Below are 20483 nucleotides of genomic sequence, written 5' to 3'. Positions count from 1 at the left end.
CGGCTACCAGTCGAGGGCGTCGGGCAAGATGTATCTTGTCCGCCCGTTCTCACGCGCAATTTGGATCATCTGGACGCGTTGGCCAATCAGCATCGGCGCGCCAACAGGCCCCTTGAGATTCACTGTCGAGCCGTCATCCAATTGAACGGAATAGTCATTGTAGTATCCACGAGAGTTGTGGAACCAGCCCATAGTCGGCGAGATCGATAGTATCGTGCCCGACATCGGCCTGCGCGAGACGATCGGACTCACGTCGCGAGTCTCAGCCAAGAAGACCAAAAGTCCGAAACCGGCAACTATAGCGATGGCAGAAGCCAGGCCTTTGCCGTTCTGCGCCAGCCAATATCGAATGATCGCGGCCGTCATCCTCATCATGTTCGATAGATTTCGGATAGGCCGGCGAAACTTTCAAGCTAACCTGAGCAGAATCTCAGGCGACTAATAGTGGCTACCCATCCAGGTCGTAATCGATCTCCCCCGTCGGCTTTTTGGAGCGAAGGACTTCGATATCGTCGCCGGGTTTCGCGTCGGGCGGGACCTTGTCGGTGCGGATGACGACGCTCATGCCGTCCTCCAGGCTGACGACGATGCGCCGCTCCTTTTCCGCGGCCGGGCCCAGGGCGACGATGCGGGCCTTGAGCCGTTCGGTGACGATGGCCGGTCCGTCGTCCTTGACCAGCCAGATGATGACGGGTGCTGCGAACAGCGCCGCGACGATCACCAGCGGCAGGAGGCCGGAGAAGCGGCGGACGAAGCGGACGCCCGGCGTCAGAGACACGCGGCAACCTCCGCATCGAGCGGTATCGACGGCTGGGCGCCGGGCTTGAGGCAGGCGAGCGAGCCCGCCACCGAGGCGCGGCGGATCGCGGCTTCGAGGGCAAGCCCCCGCGCGAGCCCGTCGCCAAGATAGCCGCAGAAGGTGTCGCCGGCTCCAACCGTGTCGACCGGCGTGATCTTCATGGCAGGCACCGACAGCGTTCCACCCGGGCTGGCCGCGACGACGCCGTCGCCCCCGAGCGTGACGATCACCGTGCGCCCTGTCTTGCCCACATAGGCTTCCATCTTCGCCTCCCGAGAGGCGCCGGAAAGCGCCAGTTCCTTGGCGTAAAGGTCGAATTCGGTCTCGTTGGCGACGAGATAGTCCGCCGCCGCGACAAAGGCGGCTGCTTCCGCGCGGAACGGGGCGGTGTTGAGGATCGAGACCGCCCCCGCCGCCCTCGCGGCCTCAAGCGCGGCCGAAACCGTGTCGAGAGGTATCTCGTGCTGCAAGAGGACGTGCTCGCCGGCGGCAAGCGAAAGGCCCGCGAGCGCGGCCGGCGCGACCTCGCCGTTTGCGCCGGGCACCACCGCGATCATGTTCTCACCGTCGGAGCCGACCAGGATCAGCGCCGTGCCGGTCGGCGCATCCGTCTCGGCGACGAGGGAGAGATCGACGCCTCCCTCCTTGAGCAGCGCCAGCGCCTCACCGGCGAACGCGTCCTTTCCGACCGCGCCGACCATCCGCACATCCGAGCCTGCGCGCCGCGCGGCAAGCGCCTGGTTTGCGCCCTTGCCGCCGGGCGCGGAGCGGAAACCTGTGCCCGGGACGGTCTCGCCCGGCGACGGCAAGCGGCCGACCGTCGCGATGAGGTCGAGGTTGATGGATCCGATGACGGTGATCAAGAAATGCTTCCCCCGTGATTTGGCGGCGGAGGTTAGAGTATCCATATCCGTGACGAAAGGGCGGCAGGTGCCCGGGAGGATGCATGGCAAGACGCGGATCGTCGTTCGGGTTCCTCGGCCGGTTCGGCCGCTCGGAGGACCTGCGCAGCGTCGACGCGGCGCTGAGGACCTTCGACCTGCATCCCTCCCTGGTGCCCGAAGGGGTCAAGCTCGCGCTGGTGAACCTCTTGAAGGACCGCCACGGCGAGAACGAGCCACCGCCGCAGGCCTATCCCCCCGTCGCGGCGCTGTTCGCCTACTGCGTGCTCGGAGGCGGGGCCTTCGCGCACGCCAATGGCGACGAGGCGCTTTCGGATGCCAGCCGCCGGGTTGACGCAGCCCTCGCCCACGGCTCAGGCATCGACGCCGACATCGTACTCCTGTCGCACCACGCCCGCATGATCCAGCCCGAGGTCGTCGAGCTGCACGGCATCGATATCGATCAGGGCTGACCCGGCGGCACAGCCGTCATGCGATTGCCCTGGGCGATTGGCGCGCGCCCCTTTCGCATCTGCGAAAAAACCTGTATGAGCGCGCCGAACATCGGCCGGCCGCAGCGTCGGGCCGCCCTCGATTCCCTGGACTCCATATGAACCTGCGTAACATCGCGATCATCGCACACGTCGACCATGGCAAGACCACGCTGGTCGACGAACTCCTCAAACAGGCCGGCTCTTTCCGCGAGAACCAGCGCGTCGCCGAGCGCGCGATGGACTCGAACGATCTCGAAAAGGAACGCGGCATCACCATTCTTGCCAAGGCGACCTCGGTCGAGTGGAAGGACACCCGCATCAACATCGTCGACACGCCCGGCCACGCCGACTTCGGTGGCGAGGTGGAGCGCATCCTGTCGATGGTCGACTCGGCCATCGTGCTGGTCGACGCGGCCGAAGGCCCGATGCCGCAGACCAAGTTCGTCGTCGGCAAGGCGCTCAAGGTCGGCCTGCGGCCCATCGTCGTCATCAACAAGATCGACCGTCCCGATGCGCGCCACGTCGAGGTGGTCAACGAGGTGTTCGACCTCTTCGCCGCGCTCGACGCGACCGACGAGCAGCTCGACTTCCCGATCCTCTACGGTTCCGGCCGCGACGGCTGGGTCTCCGAGAACCCGGAAGGCCCGAAGGACCAGAAGCTCGCGCCGCTGTTCGACCTCATCGTCAAGCACGTGCCGGCGCCGACGGTGCATCCCGGCCCGTTCCGCATGATCGGCACGCTCTTGGAGGCCAACAACTTCCTCGGCCGCATCATCACCGGCCGCATCGAGTCCGGCTCGCTGAAGCCCAACCAGGCGGTCAAGGTGCTGGCGCGCGACGGCTCGCTGGTCGAGACCGGCCGCGTGTCGAAGATCCTCGCCTTTCGCGGCCTCGAGCGTCAGCCGATCGAGGAGGCCCAGGCGGGCGACATCGTCGCGATCGCCGGCCTGACCAAGGGCACCGTCGCCGACACGTTCTGCGACCCGGCCGTCACCGAGCCGCTGCAGGCGCAGCCGATCGACCCGCCGACCGTCACCATGTCCTTCCTCGTCAATGACAGCCCGCTCGCCGGCACCGAGGGCGACAAGGTCACCAGCCGCGTCATCCGCGACAGGCTGATGCGCGAGGCGGAAGGCAATGTCGCGCTGAAGATCGAGGAATCCGCCGACAAGGATTCGTTCTTCGTCTCCGGCCGCGGCGAACTGCAGCTCGCGGTGCTGATCGAGACCATGCGCCGCGAGGGCTTCGAGCTCGCCGTGTCGCGACCGCGCGTCGTGATGCAGAAGGATGAGAACGGCCAGACGCTGGAGCCGGTCGAAGAGGTCGTCATCGACGTCGACGAGGAGCATGCCGGCGTCGTCGTGCAGAAGATGAGCGAACGCAAGGCCGAGATGGTCGAGCTGCGCCCTTCCGGCGGCAACCGCCAGCGTTTGGTGTTCCATGCGCCGACGCGCGGCCTGATCGGCTACCAGTCGGAACTGTTGACCGACACGCGCGGCACGGCGGTGATGAACCGGCTGTTCCACGCCTACGAGCCCTACAAGGGCGAGCTACCGGGCCGCACCAACGGCGTGCTGATCTCCAACGAGCAGGGTGAATCGGTCGCCTATGCGATGTGGAACCTGGAGGACCGCGGCCCGATGGTCATCGACGCGGGCGTCAAGGTCTACCAGGGCATGATCATCGGCATCCACAGCCGCGACAACGACCTCGAAGTGAACGTGCTCAAGGGCAAGAAGCTCACCAACATCCGCGCCGCCGGCAAGGACGAGGCGGTGAAGCTCACCCCGCCGATCCGCATGACGCTGGAGCGCGCGCTCGCCTGGATCCAGGACGACGAGCTGGTCGAGGTGACGCCGAAGTCGATCCGGCTGCGCAAGATGCATCTCGACCCGAACGACCGCAAGCGCTTCGAGAAGCAGAAGATCGCCGGCGCGGCGTAAGCCTGCCGGTCCCGCGAGACGGCTGGACCGCCGTCTCGCCCCGCGTGCCATCTGGCGCATTGCGCGGCGCGCGGCTACCGCCTCCCCGAACGCCGGAGGAGGAACCCGTGACGAAGCTGAAGACGGCTGCCGCCGCCTCGCCACTGATCGCGCTGGCGGTGTGCGCGTTTGCGATCTTCCTCATGTCGGTGATGGATGCGGCCATGAAGGGCCTCGTCATCGCGATCGGCGTCTACAACACCATCCTCTGGCGCAGCGTTGTCGTGACGATGGCCGCCGGCGGCGCCTGGTCGCTCCTGCGGCCTGCGGCCCCGAGGGCGGCAGCGCTGAAACTTCACGCGCTGCGCGCCGTCGTCATCGGCATCACGCTGATTTCCTTCTTCTGGGGTCTGGCGAAGCTGCCTCTGGCCGAGGCGATCGCGCTCAGCTTCATCGCGCCGCTGATCGCCCTGTTCTTCGCCGCGCTGCTGCTCGGCGAGCGGGTCCGCAAGCAGGCGATCTGGGGCTCGCTCGCCGGCATGGGCGGTGTCGTGATCATCATGGCCGGACAGTTCGGCCATTCCACCTATACCTCTGACGCCCTGGCCGGCACGGCGGCCGTTCTGTTCTCGACGGTCTTCTACGCGTTCAACCTCGTCCTGATGCGCCGGCAGGCGCTCATCGCGCCGCCGCTGGAGATTTCCTTTTTCCAGAACCTGATCCTCGTCATCATCCTTGCGTCCGGCGCGCCCTGGGTAGCCGTCGCGCCGTCCAGCGACCTTTGGCTACCGATCGCCGGCGTCGCGGCGCTTTCGTTCGGCGGCAACCTGATGATGAACTGGGCTTACGCGCGGGCCGAGGCCCAGTACCTGATCCCGATGGAATACACCGCCTTCGTCTGGGCGATCGGGCTCGGCTGGTTCCTGTTCGGCGAGGTCGTGTCCTGGACGACGCTGGCGGGGGCCGGCCTCATCATCGCCGGTTGCCTCGTCGCCGCGCGGACCAATCCGAAGCTGGCGGAGCCGATCGAGGCGACGGTGTAACCCGCAAGGGCGCCGCCTTCCGGTGTCCGCGGAGCTGCGCTATACCGGCATCCGGAGGATCGCTATGGATCTCACCTCGCTGCTCATCTTCGCCGGCACCTTGCTGGTCGCATCCGGCTCGCCCGGGCCGTCCATCGCCGCGCTCGTCTCGCGCGTGATGACGCGCGGCATGTCCGGCGTGCTGCCGTTCCTGATCGCCATGTGGGTCGGCGAGGCGATCTGGCTGTCGCTCGCCGTGTTCGGCCTCGCCTATGTGGCGCAGACCTTCCATCTCGCCTTCGTGGTGCTGAAATGGGCCGGCGTCGCCTACCTGGCATGGCTCGCCTGGAAGATGTGGACCGCGCCCGCCGAGGTCGGCGAAGGCGACCTTCCCAAGGCCGACGCGCCGATGCGGCTGTTCTTCGCCGGGATGGCGGTGACGCTCGGCAACCCGAAGATCATGATGTTCTACCTGGCGCTGCTGCCGACATTCGTCGACCTCGCCACGGTGACGGTCACCGGCTGGGCGGAGCTGACGCTGACCATGCTCGCGGTGCTGATCGCGGTCGATTGCAGCTGGGCGTTCGCCGCCGCCCAGGCGCGCAAGCTGCTCAAGAGCCCCCGCGCGGTCAGGTTCGCCAACCGCGTCAGCGCCGGCACGATGGCGGGCGCTGCGGCAGCCATCGCGACGCGGGGGTAGCTTCAGCCTTACTGTGCAGGCGGCATTTCGAGCTGGTACGTCAACGGGGTCTCCACGCGTTCCTGAGAGATCGGCCGAATGGACAATGTCGTGGTCGTCGGCGTTCCCGCAGTCATCGTCGTTATCGCCGGGGCGGACAGCTCCACCAGCAGAGGCGACTGCAAGGTCGGGCCCGGACCGGTGCCGGGGGCTCCGGGGCATCCTTGGAAGATCAGGCATATCCGCTGCGGCGGGCTCCCCTGCAGCCAGCAGATCGGGTCGCACAGGCTGGCCCGGGAGGCAGTCTTCGCGATCTGCACATCTCCCGATCGAGAAACGAACAATTCGAGTTCGAGGGGGAGGGATGCGCCGTTCTGCGACAGCGCATCGGGAACGGTCACCGAATATCGAAAATACGGCTGATCTTCTCGCAATGTCGCATTCATCGTCTGCGCGGAGGCATCTCCAGCGATGACGAGTGCAAGTGCCGCCAGATGAATGCGCATATCGCTAGCTCCCTGACTACATGAATGAAAGGTCCGCGCCGTCCCATCCCACGACAACCGGGCGCTGGTATCGGCTGGAGAACGTGACCCCGCGAGCGTTCCACGACTCGAAGCGGAACGCCTGCCCCTGCGCGTTGTTGGCGCCGAGGTTGTCGAGCTGCTTTCGTATTTCGACCAGTTGCGTGTCGATGTCGGCGCTGTCGATGACGCCCTGATTGTCGGTCTTCACCGTAACATTGATGCTCGGAGCGAGTGGCGCTGTCGCGCCCGGCTTTTCCGCGATCCGCAATGCCGCGGCAACGATGCGATTGTTCCGGTAGGTATAATTGATCTGACGCGTGAGGTAGACGCGCGTTACGACCGAAATGCCGCAGCGACGCCCGTTTGAGCAGGGTGCGGTGGCGATGCCGCGCTTTGCCTTCACCAGCCTGTCTCGGTCGATCGTCCCTGCTTCGAGCAAAGGACCTATCTTCGGAGCCAGATCCCCCCGGATATCGTTCAGAACCTGCGCGGTCGGGACCCAATAGGTACGTACGTCGTTGAAATCCAGTGTGACGATCGTGCGTGAACCTCCGGCAAGTCCGACGGAGGTAAGTACGTTCACAAGGCCCGCCCCTGCCGTAAACCCGGCATCCGCGGAGACAGTCGGGAATGCCGCGATCGGCAGGGATCGCGAAAGCGCCGGCTCGCGATGGTCGCCGCGAAGCGCAAGATCGGACGAGCCCTCGGGAATATCGGTGGAACTGTAGTCCGGATCCTCCAGATCCAGCGAGTCGGTGTTCCGGAACACGATCCGGCTGGCCATGAAGTCATCCGCCTTCTGACGGAGCCAATCGAGAGTCAGCAGATAGACGGATACCGTGTCGTTAGGGTCGCTGATAGATTGCGACCACATATACACGTCTCCGATCTGAAATTCCTCGCGTGGCGGATAGACAGGGAAGAGACCGACTTCGCGAACCGCCTTTCCGTAAGCGAGTGTCAAATCCCGATCAGGCGCGCGAGAACACGACACCAGAGCCACGGCCAAGCACAGAAGTAGAGCGCGTTTCACCCCATCCCCCGAAGTGAGCATCACTTCGGACATACAATCAAAGATTTTATATCAATTCAAATACTATTTTTGGTTGTTCTCATCGCCCCATCGCATGATATTCCGGGTTCGGCCGCATGTCCGTCGCGGCCGCCACCCGGTTCGACATATTGAAGAAGGCGATCGTCGAGGCGATGTCCCAGATGTCGCGATCGGAGAAACCCACGGCCCGAAGGGTTTCGCGGTCCGCCTCCTCGACCCTGGCAGGCGTCTCCGTCAGCTTGACCGCGAAATCCAGCATGGCCTTCTGCTTCGGCGTCAGGTCGGCGGCGCGGTAGTTCATCACCATCATCTCGCCAAGCGCCGGATCGCCCGACAATTGCCTTACCGCCGCGCCGTGCGCGGTCAGGCAGTAGTAGCAGTGGTTCACCGACGAGACGACCACCGCGATCATCTCGCGCTCCAGCTTGCTCAAGCCGGACTCGCCGAGCATGAGGTCGTTGTACATGTCGGTGAAGGCGCGCAGCTTCTTCTCGTCGAATGCATAGGCGAGAAGCACGTTCGGGATCAGGCCCAGCTTCTCCTTGGCCTTGGCGAAATAGGCCCTGGTCGGCTCGCTCAGTTCGGCCTGTTCCAGGTCCAGCGCGATGATCCTTTCGCCCGTCACGTCATCCTCCATTCACACGGTTTTCGCACATTGCGCGCGATTTGAGCGGCCGCGACGCATTTTTCTCTGATACCATAGTCCAAAAAGCGGAAACGGGAGGGGATTCGGCATGCCAACGGCGAAAAAGGGGCTCGCAAGAGCAGAGGCGTCCCGGGAGGCCAATGCGGAGAGTCTGGCCGAGCATCTGCTTTCGCATGCGCCGAGCGAGGACGTCGCGGCTTATGACGACGACGCGTTCCGCAAGACGGTCCAGCTCGCCTATTCGGCCCTGAAGCGCCATCGCAAGGGCGACAGCGTGATCGCTATCGACCGCGACCCCGGCATCGCGCGGCAGGGGCGCAAGGTGACGGCCGTCACGCTCGTCAACGACAACATGCCGTTCCTGTTCGATTCCGTCATCGCCGAGATCGGCGAAGCCTGGGCGGAGCCGCTGCTGGTGATGCATCCGGTGCTGCATGTTTCGCACGGCAAATCCGGCGTCGTTTCGATCGCCGCCGATGCGGGACCCGGCCGAAGCGACACCGACAAGGTCAGCCTGATCCACATCCATCTGCCGCTGCTGTCCGAAGCGAGGGCCGAGGCGCTCGAAGCCGCATTGAAGCGCGTGCTCGACAGCGTCCGCTCGGCGGTGGGTAGCTGGAAGCCGATGCTTGCCCGCCTCGAACAGGCGATCTCGAACTTCCGCTACGCCGATCTGCCGCTGAAAAAGGACGCCGTTGCCGAGGCCGTCGCCTTCCTCGAATGGCTGCGCGACGACAACTTCACCTTCCTCGGCATGCGCGACTACAGCTATCGCGGCGGGGAGAAGACCGGGAAGCTGGAACGCAGCGACCAGCCAGGCCTCGGCATCCTTGAGGATCCCAACACGCTGGTGCTGCGCAGCGGCACCGAGGCGGTGACGACGACGCCGGAGATTCGCGCCTTCCTGAACGGCCCCGATCCGCTGATCGTGACCAAGGCCAACACGAAGTCGACCGTGCACCGGCGCATCTATCTCGACTATATCGGCGTGAAGACCTTCGACGTGAGGGGCCGGCTGATCGGCGAGCTGCGCATCGTCGGCCTGTTCACCTCCACGGCCTATACGCGCTCGGTGATGACCATTCCCTATCTGCGCTCGAAGGCGCAGCAGGTGATTGCCAAGTCGGGGTTCGAGGCGACGGACCATTCCGGCAAGGCGTTGATTAACGTGCTGGAATCCTATCCGCGCGACGAGCTGTTCCAGATCGACGTGCCGCTGCTGCGCAAGCATGCAGCGACCATCCTGGCGCTCGGCGAACGGCCGCGCGTGCGCGTCCTGACGCGTGTCGACCGGTTCGACCGCTTCGTCTCGTTGATCGTGTTCGTGCCGCGCGACCGCTACGACAGCGAGGTGCGCGAGCGGATCGGCGCCTATCTCAAGACGGTCTTCGAAGGCCGCCTCTCCGCCTACTATCCGGCGTTTCCGGACAACAACCTCGCGCGCGTCCATTTCATCATCGGACGCTCCGGCGGCAAGACGCCGAAGGTCGAGACCGGCGTGCTGGAAGCCGCCGTGCGCGACATCGTGCGCACCTGGGAGGACGCGATCGCGGAAACGGCCGAAACGCTGTCGATCGAGGACGAGCTCGCCGCCATCGCCTCGCGTTTCCCGGAAAGCTATCGCGGCAGCTTCGATCCGGCGGAGGCGCTGCACGACGCAAGACGGGCGGCGAGCGTCGACCGGGACAACCCGATCGCGATCGACTACTACCGCAAGGGCGACCAGCCGCCGGAGCAGGCGGCGCTGAAGATCCATCATTTCGGCGCGCCGGTGTCACTGTCGCGGCGCGTGCCGCTGCTGGAGAACATGGGCTTCCGCGTCATCAGCGAGCGCACGTTCGAGATCGCCGACGGCGAAGGCGACACGATCTTCCTGCACGACATGGAGATCGAGAACGCTTTCGGCCGGCCGATCGATCTCGGCGACGGCGGCGCGCTGCTGGAAAGCGTGTTCCTGTCCGTATGGCGCGGAGAGGCGGACAATGACGGGTTCAACACGCTGGCGCAGACCGCAGGCCTCGACCCGCGCGCGATCCTCATCCTGCGCGCCTATGGCCGCTACCTGCAGCAGGCCGGCATCCCGCAGAGCCAGGAATTCATCGCCGGGGTGCTGAACCGCTATCCGCAGATCGCGCGCGCGCTCCACTCGCTCTTCGTCGCCCGCTTCGATCCCGCGCATGCCGACGACTGGGATGTCGAGAGCAAGCACCTGAAGTCGGCGATCCGCGACGCCCTGGCCGAGGTGCCCAACCTCGACGACGACACGATCATCCGCCGCTATCTGAACCTGATCGAATCCTCGCTCAGGACCAACCATTTCGCGCCCGCGAAGCCCGGCGTCTCGCTCGCGATCAAGCTCGATTCGAAGCACGTCGGCGGCCTGCCCGAGCCGAAGCCGTGGCGCGAGATCTTCGTCTACGGCGCGGAGGTCGAGGGCGTGCATCTGCGCTTCGGCCCGGTGGCGCGCGGCGGCCTCAGATGGTCGGACCGGGCACAGGACTACCGCACCGAGGTGCTCGGCCTCGTCAAGGCGCAGCAGGTGAAGAACGCCGTCATCGTGCCGGTCGGCGCGAAGGGCGGCTTCTTTCCCAAGCAGCTGCCGGCCGGCGGCAGCCGCGACGCGGTGTTCGCCGCCGGAACCAGCGCCTATGTCAACTTCGTCTCCTCGCTGCTGTCGATCACCGACAATCTGGATTCGACCGGCGTCGTGCCGCCGAAGGACGTGGTGCGGCGCGACGGGGACGATCCCTATTTCGTCGTCGCCGCCGACAAGGGCACGGCGACGTTCTCCGACACCGCCAACGCGATCAGCCAAGCCTACGACTTCTGGCTGGACGACGCCTTCGCCTCGGGCGGCTCGGCCGGCTATGACCACAAGAAGATGGGCATCACCGCCCGCGGTGCCTGGGAGGCGGTGAAGCGGCATTTCCGCGAGATGAACCGCGACATCCAGAACGAGCCTTTCACCGTGGTCGGCGTCGGCGACATGTCCGGCGACGTGTTCGGCAACGGCATGCTGCTTTCACGGCAGACCCGGCTGATCGCCGCCTTCGACCATCGCGACATCTTCATCGACCCCGACCCGGACGCACCGGCCTCCTTCGCCGAGCGTGAGCGGCTGTTCGCGTTGCCGCGCTCCTCGTGGCAGGACTACGACAGGAGCAAGCTGTCGGCCGGCGGCGGCATCTTCCCGCGCTCGCAGAAATCGGTCACGCTGAGCCAGGCCGCGGCCACCGCGATCGGGCTCGACAAGACGGTCGCCTCGCCGGCCGAGATCATGAACGCGATCCTGAAAGCGCCGGCGGACCTGCTCTGGTTCGGCGGCATCGGCACCTATGTGAAGGCCGCCGCCGAGAGCAACCAGGAGGTCGGCGACCGCGCCAACGACGCGATCCGCGTCACCGGGTCCGAGGTGCGCGCCAAGGTGATCGGCGAAGGCGCCAATCTCGGCGTCACGCAGCGCGGCCGCATCGAATACGGGCTCGCGGGCGGGCGCTGCAACTCGGATGCGATCGACAATTCGGGCGGCGTGAACTCGTCCGACGTCGAGGTGAACATCAAGATCGCCTTCGCCACGGCGATGCGCCAGGGCAGCCTGACGCGCCCCGCGCGCAACAAGCTGCTCGCCTCCATGACCGAGGAGGTGGCCAGCCTCGTGCTCGCCAACAACTACCACCAGACACTGGCGATCTCGCTCGCCCAGCTGCGCGGCACCGCCGACATTCCGCACCAGCAACGCTTCATGGCCGGGCTGGAGGCGCGCAAGCTGCTCGACCGCAAGGTGGAGATGCTGCCCTCCGACATGGCGCTCGCCGAACGCGCGGCGCGCAACGAACCGTTGACGCGGGCAGAGCTCGGCGTGCTCCTGGCCTATGCCAAGATGGTGCTGCTCGACGACCTCGTGGCGGGCGCTCTGCCAGACGACCCATATCTGGAACGCGACCTGCTTGCCTACTTCCCCGACCGGATGGAGAAGAAATACGCCGCCGAGATCGCCAGCCACAGGCTGCGCCGCGAGATCATCGCGACGCAGCTCGCCAACGACGCGATCAACCGCGGCGGGCCGACCTTCGTCAGCCGGTTGCAGGATGCGACGGGCGGAGCGCCACAGGAAATCGTCGAGGCCTATGTGCTGGTGCGCGACGGGTTCGGCCTGCCGGCGCTCTATGCCGAGATCGACGCGCTCGACACGAAGATCGACGGACAGGTCCAGCTGCAGCTCTACCAGAGCGTCGGCCGGCTGGTGCATGGCCAGACCTCGTGGTTCGTGCGCAATCCCGAAGCGGCCACGCTTGCTGAGCGCATCGCCGCACTCGCGGCCGCCCGCCGATCGATCGAGCCGAGGCTCGCGCAATGGCTGGCGCCCGACATGAAGGCGCGGCACATCGCCCGCGTCGAGGCGCTGGCGCAGTCCGGGGCGCCGCTAAGGCTCGCCGAGCGGCTGGCCGCCCTGGCGGATGCGGAACTGGTGCCGGAAATGGCCCTGGTCGGCCGCATTGCCGGCGTCCCGGCCGATGCCGCGGCGCGGGCGATCCTGTCGCTCAACGCCCATTTCCGGGTCGGCAGGATCGAGGATGCGGCCCGCTCGATCGTCACCACCGACTACTACGACGGCCTTGCCCTTTCGCGGGCGCATGACATGATCGGCATCGCCCGGCGGGGGATGGCCGTGGCGGCGCTGCGCAACCACGCGGCGGCCGACGACCCGGTGGCGGCCTGGGTGGACGCCGGCGGAGAACGTATCCGCCGCGCTCGCGAGCGGCTGCAGGCGCTCACCGAGAGCGGCGACATCACCCTGTCGCGCCTGTCGGTGGCGGCGGGACTGATGAACGATCTGGCCGGCGTCTGACCGGAGAGGATGGGACGATGGCGGAACAGGTCGTGCAACGCGCCCCGAAGCGCGGTATCTGGGGCTGGATGCTGTTCGACTTCGCGCAGCAACCCTTCCACACCCTCATCATCACCTTCGTCTTCGCGCCCTATTTCGCGGCGAAGGTGGCGTCGAACCCGGCCGAGGGCCAGGAATACTGGGGCTATGCGGCCGGCATCGGCGGCGCGATCATCGCGCTGACATCGCCCATCCTCGGCGCGATCGCCGATGCGAGCGGCCCGCGCAAGCCGTGGATCCTGCTGTTCTCCATACTCGGCTTCATCGGCTGCTGGATGCTCTGGTACGCGACCCCCGGCATGGGCAATCTCGGCTTCGCCGTGCTCGCGATCGTCATCGCGCTCGTCGGCATGGAATATGCCGCCGTGTTCAACAATGCGATGATGCCGACGCTGGTGCCGCGCTCCGAGCTCGGCCGCCTCTCCGGCTCCGCCTGGGGCCTCGGCTATGTCGGCGGTCTGATCTCGCTGGTGATCGTGCTCGGCTTCCTGTCGGCGAGCCCCGAGACCGGCAAGACCCTGCTTGGGGTGTCGCCGCTGTTCGGCCTCGACCCGGCGACGCATGAGGGCGACCGGGCTTCGGGACCGCTCACCTCGCTGTGGTATCTGATCTTCGTGCTGCCGATGTTCCTCTGGACGCCGGACGTCAGCCGGCGGGGCTCCGCGACCGGCGCGGTGCGACGCGGCCTTGCCGAGCTGTGGGAGACGCTGCGCACCCTGCCCTCGCAGCGCAGCTACTTCTCCTTCCTTTTGTCGTCGATGTTCTACCGCGACGCGCTCAACGCGCTCTATTCTTTCGGCGGCATCTATGCGGCGGGCGTGCTCGGCTGGCCGATCATCAAGATCGGCATCTTCGGCATCCTCGCCAACCTGACCGGCGCGGTGGGCGCCTGGATCGGCGGCCGCGCCGACCAGCGCTTCGGGCCGAAGCCGGTGATCAGCGTTTCGATCCTGATCCTGATACTGTGGTGCGTGACGGTGATCTCGACCACCAAGACCGAAGTTCTGTTCATGACGGTCGCCGCAGAGGGAAGCGGGTCGACCCTGCCGGACATCGTCTTCTACATCGCCGGGGCCTTCATCGGCGCGGCCGGCGGCTCGATCCAGGCCGCCTCGCGCACGCTGCTGGTCGACCAGGTCGAGGGCGACAAGGTGACGGAAGCCTTCGGGCTCTACGCACTCTCTGGCCGCGCGACCTCGTTCATCGCCCCCTTCGCCATCGCCTTCGCCACCGCCTGGTTCGCGTCGGAGGCTTTCAACCTGTCGACGCAGGACGCGCAGCGCCTCGGCGTCACCCCGATCGTGGCGCTGTTCGTGATCGGGCTCGTGTTGCTGCCGTGGATCAGGAGCCGGGAGTACAAGCCGGCGGAGGCATGACGGCCTGGCTTTGTATAATGGTATCGTTTACGTTACCATTATGTGGCCATGGCACTGACTCGGAATTTCAAGGAAACGATGAAGGCACGTGCGGATGCCGATCCCGCCTTTCGCGCGGCCCTGCTGTCCGACGCGGTGGAGCTGCTGCTTTCCGGCGACCTCGACACGGGGAAAGCCGTGCTGCGCAGCTTCATCAACGCGACAGTCGGCTTCGAGGAACTGGCCACGCGCTCTGGCATTCCGGCGAAGAGCCTGATGCGGATGTTCGGGCCGAAAGGAAACCCGACCGCTGCCAGCCTGTTCGCGGTGATCTCCGCCCTGCAGCAGGCGACAGGCGTCCAGCTCGGGGTAAACGCGGAAGCAGCCTGAATCGCGTCCCGAACCCTCAGTGCCTGAAGTGTCTCATCCCGGTGAATACCATCGCGATGCCGGCTTCGTCGGCGGCGGCGATGACTTCGTCGTCGCGCATCGAGCCGCCCGGCTGGATGACCGCCGTGGCGCCCGCTTCGACGGCCGACAGCAGGCCGTCGGCGAAGGGGAAGAAGGCGTCGGAGGCGACGACCGAGCCGATGGTCATCGGCTCCTTCAGCCCGGCTGCCTCGGCAGCGTCCGCCGCCTTGCGCGCGGCGATGCGGGAGGAATCGACGCGGCTCATCTGGCCGGCGCCGATGCCTACCGTCGCGCCGTCGCGGACATAGACGATGGCGTTGGACTTGACGTGCTTGGCGATGCGGAAAGCGAACTTCAGGTCGGCCAGCTCGCGGTCGGTCGGGGCGCGCTTCGTCACCACCTTGAGGTCGAGATCGTCGACGGCGCCGTTGTCGCGCGACTGGACGAGCAGGCCGCCTGAAACGGACTTCACGGTCAGGCCGGCCGCGCGCGGATCAGGCAGCGAGCCGGCGATGAGCAGGCGCAGGTTCTTCTTGGCGGCGACGATCGCGACCGCTTCGTCGGTGGCGTCCGGCGCGATGATCACCTCGGTGAAGATCTTGACGATCTCCTCGGCCGCTTCCGCATCCAGCGTCCGGTTCAGCGCCACGATGCCGCCGAAGGCCGAGACCGGATCGCAGGCGAGCGCCTTGAGATAGGCGTCCTTCAGCGTCGCGCCCTCGGCGACGCCGCAGGGGTTCGCATGCTTGATGATGGCGACGGCGGCGGTGCGGGCCGGGTCGAATTCGGAGACGAGCTCGTAGGCCGCGTCCGTGTCGTTGATGTTGTTGTAGGACAGCTGCTTGCCCTGCAGCTGGCGGGCGGTGGCGACGCCGGGGCGCGGGTCGCCGTTGACGTAGAAGGCGGCGTCCTGATGCGGGTTCTCGCCGTAGCGCATCACCTGTTCCAGCCTGCCGCCGAAGGCGCGCCACACCGGATGCTCGATGGCGAGCGTTTCGGCGAACCAGCCGGAGATGGCGGCGTCATAGGCGGCGGTGCGGGCGAAGGCCTTGGCCGCCAGCTTCTGGCGGAACTGGTAGGACAGGCTGCCGGTGTTCTCCTCCAGCGCCTCCAGCACCAGCGGATAGTCGGCCGGGTCGGTGACGACGCCGACATAGGCGTGGTTCTTGGCCGAGGCGCGGACCATGGCCGGACCGCCGATGTCGATGTTCTCCACGGTCGCCGCGTAGTCGCCGCCGGCGCGGCGCACGTCCTCGAACGGGTAGAGATTGATGACGACGAGGTCGAAGGGGCGGATGCCGTGGTCGCGCATCGCCTGCTGGTGGTCCTGGTCGCCGCGCACCGCGAGCAGGCCGCCATGCACCAGCGGATGCAGCGTCTTGACGCGGCCGTCCATGATCTCGGGAAAGCCGGTGACCTCGGACACATCGGTCACCGCGATGCCGGCCTCGGCGATCGCCTTGCGCGTGCCGCCGGTGGAGACGATCTCGACGCCATGCTTCGTCAGCGCCCGCACGAAGTCGATCAGGCCCGTCTTGTCCGATACCGAAATCAGGGCGCGGCTGATGGAGACGAGGTCGGGCGCGGGGATGTTCTTGGAGACGACGGCCATGACGATCCTTTCTGCGGAGGCCCGCTCATGCCTCCCGTGGCAGTTGATTGCAAGTGTCAACGCCGCCGCAGCAGGCATGCATTGCGATGATCCCCGGCGGACGATAGCCTCCGGCGACGAGGAAGACCGAAAATGACCGATTTCATCCATGACGGCTCACCCGCCGCGAAGGCGACGCTGCTTCTCGCGCATGGCGCGGGAGCACCGATGGACTCGGACTGGATGAATGCGATCGCGGCCAAAATCGCGGTCCACGGCATCCGGGTCGCGCGGTTCGAGTTCGGCTACATGGCCACGCGCCGCGACGGCAGTGGCAACCGTCCGCCGCCCGCGCCGGCCAACCGGCTGATCGGTGAATATGTTGGCGCCATCGGCAGCGTGGAGCGCAGCGGGCCGCTGTTCATCGGCGGAAAGTCGCTCGGCGGGCGCATGGCGAGCATGATCGCCGACAAGCAGTTCAAGGAGGGCGCGATCGCCGGCCTCGTCTGCCTCGGCTATCCCTTCCATCCGCCCGGCCAGCCCGCCAAGCTGCGGACGGACCATCTGGAAAAGCTCTCCTGCCCGACCCTGATCTGCCAGGGCGAGCGCGACCCGTTCGGCACGCGCGAGGAGGTCGCAAGCTATCCGCTGTCGCCAGCGATCAGGATCGAATGGCTGACCGACGGCGACCACGACCTGAAGCCGCGCAAGGCTTCCGGCGCGACGTTCGACGGCAATCTCGACATCGCGGCGAAGGCGGTTGCCGATTTCATCCTGGGGACGGCGCATGGCTGACACGCGCCTCTCCGAGCTGGAACTGGAACGCTACGCGCGCCACATCGTGCTGCCCGAGGTCGGCGGCCCGGGACAGCAGAAGTTGAAGCGCGCGCGGGTGCTGGTCGTCGGCGCCGGCGGGCTCGGCGCGCCGGTGCTGCTCTATCTCGCCGCCGCCGGCGTCGGCACGCTCGGCATCGTCGACGACGATACCGTCTCGCTCTCCAACCTGCAGCGGCAGGTGATCCACGACACGGCCGCCATCGGCAAGGCCAAGGTCGAGAGCGCCGGCGAGACGGTCGGGCGGATCAATCCGCATGTGACCGTCGAGACGCATGCCGTCCGGCTCGATCAATCCAATGTCGACGCCATCGTCTCCGCCTATGACCTCGTCATCGACGGATCGGACAATTTCGACACCCGCTATGTCCTTGCCGACGCCTGCGCGGCCGCCCGCAAGCCGCTCGTCTCCGGCGCGGTCGGGCGCTTCGACGGCTCGTTGACCGTGCTGATCCCCTGGGAGCATGACGGGAAGGGCCGCAGCAACCCGACCTATCGCGATCTCTATCCCGAAGCTCCGCCGGCCGGCATGGTGCCGAGCTGCGCCGTGGCCGGCGTGGTAGGGGCGCTCACCGGCGTCATCGGCACCTTGCAGGCGATGGAGGCCATCAAGCTCATCACCGGCTCCGGAGAGCCGCTGGTCGGCCGACTGCTACTCTACGACGCGCTCGGCGCGCGCTTCGACACCATCCGCTACTCGGCACCGAAGGATGCGGCCTGACGTGCCCGTTCTCCTCACCGACGACCAGCGCGCGACGGCAGCGGGAGAGCGAGGTGAAGGCGTCGCGATGGCGATGCGGATCGTGGCGCGCACGGCGGAGCTGCTTGCTGCGCCGCGGCTGATCCCGATCGCATCGGCACATATCGACGGGGCGCTCTATCATGGCGATTCCGGCACGCTGTTCGCCGAAAAGCTGGTCGAGGGCGGCGCGAGGGTGTCGGTCCGCGCGACGCTGAACGTCGGCGCGCTCGACCTGACCGGCTGCTCGCGCGACCGCCTGCCCGAGCATGAGCGTGGCATGGCGCGGCGGATGATGGAGGCTTATCGCACACTCGGCTGCGAGCCGAGCTGGACCTGCGCGCCCTACCAGGCCGGTCATCGCCCCGCTCTCGGCACGGATGTCGCCTGGGGCGAGTCGAACGCGGTCGTCTTCTGCAACTCCGTCCTCGGCGCTCGGACGAACCGCTATGGCGATTTCCTCGACATCGCCTGCGCCATCGCCGGTTGCGCGCCGGACTACGGGCTGCACCGGGCGGAGAACAGGCGGGCCCGCTTCGTGTTCGACGTCTCCGGCCTGCCGCCCGCCTTTCTCGCTTCCGAGATCGCCTGGCCGGTGCTGGGCAGCCTCTATGGCCGCGAGGCGGGCAACGATGTGGGCGTCGTCGCCGGCGTGGCCAAGCATCCGGGAGAAGACGCCCTGAAGGCGTTCGGCGCGGCCGCCGCCTCTTCCGGCTCCGTCGGACTGTTCCATGTCGCGGGCGTCACCCCGGAAGCGCCCGACCTTGCGACAGCCCTTGGCGGAGACCTGCCGGAACGCACGATCCGCGTGACGCAGGCGATGGCGCGCGAGGCGCAGTTGCGGCTCTCGACGGCGGACCGGGCCGACCGGATCGACGCGGTCGCGATCGGCAGCCCGCATTTGTCGCCGCGCGAGTTCGAGGAACTGGCGAAGCTGATCGCGGGCCGGCGGCTCGCTGTGCCGTTCTATGCCTGCACCGGCCGCCACACGCTCGCACATCTCGACAAATGCGGGCTCCGGCGCGGCCTGGAAGCAGCCGGCGTCACCATCGTCGCGGACACCTGCGTGGTGGTCACGCCGATCATGGACGAGCTCCCCGGCGGAGTGCTGATGACCAATTCCGGCAAGTTCGCGCATTACGCCCCCGGCAACACCGGATACGGCGTTCTTTACGGCTCGCTCGCCGACTGCGTCGAGAGCGCGGTGTCGGGCAGGCCGGTCCTGGCGGCCGCATCCTGATGAGCGGGTTACCGGGCGAAATCCTCGTCGGGGGCCGCGGCGGCGAAGGCGAGGCCCTGGTCCTCGACGCGCCGATCAGCTTCTGGGGCGGGGTCGATCCGAAGACGGGCCGGATCGCCGACGTGCGCCACCCGCAGCATGGCGACTGCATCGCCGACAAGGTTCTCTTCCTGCCCGGCACCATCGGCTCGTCGTCGGCCTCCGCAGTCCTGCTCGAACTCGTCCACAACGGCCACGCGCCGGCCGCCATCGTCATGCACGAGCCTGACGCGATCCTGCTCCTCGGCCTGATCGTGGCAAAGGAAATGGGCTGGGAAACGCCGGTGGCGGTTCGGATGGATCGCACGCATTTCGCCTCCTTTCGCGACACCCTCGCAAAGGTGGACGCCGGCGGAACGGCTTCACGGCTGGATACCGGATCGGAAAAGCCAGCCTCCCCGCGCTGACCTGACGGATTCGCGAGAATCCGCCGCCTCGCAGGCCTTGGCAGGCACGGCGACCGCCAAGGCGGTACTGCTTCATCTTGATGTCAATCAAGGCGCGGACAGTGCACTCGGGATAGCTCCAATCCCGCGATCACGATCCGGCGGGAGGAACGCATCGGGAGGTCGAGAACGGATCAAGGAGACAGGTAATGACCGACTTCAACGGCAAGGTGGCAATCGTGACCGGCGGCGCGTCGGGCATCGGCGAGGCGATCGCGAAGGATCTCGCACGAGGCGGGGCCAAGATGATCGTCGCGGATCTGGACAAGACGCATGCCGGCAAGGTGGTCGAGGCGATCCGCGCCGCGGGCGGCACGGCCGAGCCCTTCGCCGTCAACGTGGCTGTCGCCGAAGAGGTCGAGCATATGGTCGCCTTCGCCGTCGAGACCTACGGCGCTCTGCATCTCGCGGTGAATAATGCCGGCATCGGCGGCCCCATCGCGCCCGTCGCCGACTACCCGCTGGACGGCTGGAAGTCGGTGATCGACATCAACCTCAACGGCGTCTTCTACGGCCTCAAATACCAGATCGCCGCGATGCTGAAGTCCGGCGGAGGCGCGATCGTGAACATGGCCTCCATCCTCGGTTCCGTCGGCACGCCCGGCTCCAGCGCCTATGTCACCGCCAAGCACGCCCTGCTCGGCCTCACCAAGACCGCGGCCCTCGAATACGCGACGCAAGGAATCCGTGTCGTCGCGGTCGGCCCGGCTTACATCGACACGCCGCTGCTCTCCAACAATCTCGACGCCGAAACGCTCGGCGCGCTTGCGGGGCTTCATCCGATCGGCCGCATCGGCCGGCCCGAGGAGGTGTCGGCGCTCACCTGCTTCCTCCTGTCAGACGCGGCCAGCTTCATCACCGGAAGCTACCATCTCGTCGACGGCGCCTATACGGCGCATTGACGGGACGGAGACCG

19 protein-coding genes are annotated in these 20483 nt (G+C 66.7%); 12 read left to right on the top strand and 7 right to left on the bottom strand.

What is annotated here, in order from left to right; all coding sequences use genetic code 11:
* Positions 1–3 precede the first annotated feature (3 nt).
* The 3 genes from B9Z03_RS07855 to B9Z03_RS07845 form a co-directional block, all read right to left on the bottom strand.
* Positions 4–366, bottom strand: coding sequence for a hypothetical protein (locus B9Z03_RS07855; RefSeq protein ID WP_139832198.1), 363 nt, complete (start codon positions 364–366; stop codon positions 4–6).
* A gap of 82 nt (positions 367–448) precedes the next feature.
* A complete protein-coding gene (locus B9Z03_RS07850; RefSeq protein ID WP_085463699.1) occupies positions 449–778 on the bottom strand; it encodes a hypothetical protein in 330 nt (109 codons plus the stop codon).
* Positions 769–1662 (bottom strand): ribokinase, encoded by an 894-nt coding sequence (locus tag B9Z03_RS07845; RefSeq protein ID WP_085463698.1) that lies wholly within the window; start codon positions 1660–1662, stop codon positions 769–771. The genes B9Z03_RS07850 and B9Z03_RS07845 overlap by 10 nt, the downstream gene beginning before the upstream one ends.
* 83 nt (positions 1663–1745) lie before the next feature.
* On the opposite strand from B9Z03_RS07845, the gene B9Z03_RS07840 reads away from it, so the two are divergent.
* The 4 genes from B9Z03_RS07840 to B9Z03_RS07825 all read left to right on the top strand — a co-directional run bounded on the left by B9Z03_RS07840 (position 1746) and on the right by B9Z03_RS07825 (position 5818).
* Positions 1746–2153: a hypothetical protein gene (locus B9Z03_RS07840; RefSeq protein ID WP_085463697.1), complete on the top strand. Its 408-nt coding sequence runs from the start codon at positions 1746–1748 to the stop codon at positions 2151–2153.
* A 137-nt stretch (positions 2154–2290) separates the two neighbouring features.
* Positions 2291–4117 carry a translational GTPase TypA gene (typA, locus tag B9Z03_RS07835; RefSeq protein ID WP_085463696.1) on the top strand — a complete coding sequence of 609 codons (1827 nt, stop codon included), beginning with the start codon at positions 2291–2293 and terminating at the stop codon, positions 4115–4117.
* 107 nt (positions 4118–4224) lie between these two features.
* Entirely contained in the window at positions 4225–5139 is a 915-nt protein-coding gene (locus B9Z03_RS07830; RefSeq protein WP_244561684.1) for a DMT family transporter, read from the top strand.
* Between the two features lie 64 nt (positions 5140–5203).
* Entirely contained in the window at positions 5204–5818 is a 615-nt protein-coding gene (locus tag B9Z03_RS07825) for a LysE family translocator (RefSeq protein ID WP_085463695.1), read from the top strand.
* An 8-nt stretch (positions 5819–5826) separates the two neighbouring features.
* Here B9Z03_RS07825 and B9Z03_RS07820 read toward each other — a convergent pair whose 3' ends face one another.
* From B9Z03_RS07820 to B9Z03_RS07810, 3 genes are all read right to left on the bottom strand, one after another.
* Entirely contained in the window at positions 5827–6303 is a 477-nt protein-coding gene (locus B9Z03_RS07820; protein WP_085463694.1) for a hypothetical protein, read from the bottom strand.
* Between the two features lie 16 nt (positions 6304–6319).
* Entirely contained in the window at positions 6320–7288 is a 969-nt protein-coding gene (locus tag B9Z03_RS07815; RefSeq protein WP_139832197.1) for a hypothetical protein, read from the bottom strand.
* 148 nt (positions 7289–7436) lie between these two features.
* Complete coding sequence (locus tag B9Z03_RS07810; protein WP_085467539.1) at positions 7437–8003, bottom strand: peroxidase-related enzyme; 567 nt, start codon at positions 8001–8003, stop codon at positions 7437–7439.
* Between the two features lie 109 nt (positions 8004–8112).
* Here B9Z03_RS07810 and B9Z03_RS07805 point away from each other — a divergent pair, with 109 nt between their 5' ends.
* The 3 genes from B9Z03_RS07805 to B9Z03_RS07795 are packed head-to-tail and all read left to right on the top strand — an operon-like array spanning position 8113 to position 14657.
* Complete coding sequence (locus B9Z03_RS07805) at positions 8113–12873, top strand: NAD-glutamate dehydrogenase (protein ID WP_085463692.1); 4761 nt, start codon at positions 8113–8115, stop codon at positions 12871–12873.
* Between the two features lie 17 nt (positions 12874–12890).
* On the top strand, positions 12891–14288 hold the full coding sequence (locus B9Z03_RS07800; protein ID WP_085463691.1) for an MFS transporter: 1398 nt from the start codon (positions 12891–12893) through the stop codon (positions 14286–14288).
* Between the two features lie 48 nt (positions 14289–14336).
* The gene (locus tag B9Z03_RS07795) at positions 14337–14657 is read left to right on the top strand and encodes a helix-turn-helix domain-containing transcriptional regulator (protein ID WP_085463690.1); all 321 of its coding nucleotides are present in this window, start codon (positions 14337–14339) and stop codon (positions 14655–14657) included.
* A gap of 16 nt (positions 14658–14673) precedes the next feature.
* Here B9Z03_RS07795 and purH read toward each other — a convergent pair whose 3' ends face one another.
* Entirely contained in the window at positions 14674–16290 is a 1617-nt protein-coding gene (gene purH, locus B9Z03_RS07790; RefSeq protein WP_085463689.1) for a bifunctional phosphoribosylaminoimidazolecarboxamide formyltransferase/IMP cyclohydrolase, read from the bottom strand.
* A 132-nt stretch (positions 16291–16422) separates the two neighbouring features.
* On the opposite strand from purH, the gene B9Z03_RS07785 reads away from it, so the two are divergent.
* The 5 genes from B9Z03_RS07785 to B9Z03_RS07765 all read left to right on the top strand — a co-directional run bounded on the left by B9Z03_RS07785 (position 16423) and on the right by B9Z03_RS07765 (position 20469).
* Positions 16423–17064 carry an alpha/beta family hydrolase gene (locus B9Z03_RS07785; RefSeq protein ID WP_085463688.1) on the top strand — a complete coding sequence of 214 codons (642 nt, stop codon included), beginning with the start codon at positions 16423–16425 and terminating at the stop codon, positions 17062–17064.
* A complete protein-coding gene (locus B9Z03_RS07780) occupies positions 17057–17824 on the top strand; it encodes a molybdopterin-synthase adenylyltransferase MoeB (RefSeq protein WP_085463687.1) in 768 nt (255 codons plus the stop codon). The genes B9Z03_RS07785 and B9Z03_RS07780 overlap by 8 nt, the downstream gene beginning before the upstream one ends.
* Before the next feature lies 1 nt (position 17825).
* Positions 17826–19082 (top strand): aconitase X, encoded by a 1257-nt coding sequence (locus B9Z03_RS07775; protein ID WP_176247464.1) that lies wholly within the window; start codon positions 17826–17828, stop codon positions 19080–19082.
* Entirely contained in the window at positions 19082–19528 is a 447-nt protein-coding gene (locus B9Z03_RS07770; RefSeq protein ID WP_085463685.1) for an aconitase X swivel domain-containing protein, read from the top strand. The genes B9Z03_RS07775 and B9Z03_RS07770 overlap by 1 nt, the downstream gene beginning before the upstream one ends.
* 188 nt (positions 19529–19716) lie before the next feature.
* Positions 19717–20469 (top strand): SDR family NAD(P)-dependent oxidoreductase, encoded by a 753-nt coding sequence (locus B9Z03_RS07765; protein ID WP_085463684.1) that lies wholly within the window; start codon positions 19717–19719, stop codon positions 20467–20469.
* The last annotated feature ends 14 nt before the right edge of the window (positions 20470–20483 follow it).

This window comes from Mesorhizobium australicum (genome assembly GCF_900177325.1).
Lineage (GTDB): Bacteria > Pseudomonadota > Alphaproteobacteria > Rhizobiales > Rhizobiaceae > Mesorhizobium_A > Mesorhizobium_A australicum_A.
This window is presented reverse-complemented; position numbering and strand designations above follow the sequence as displayed.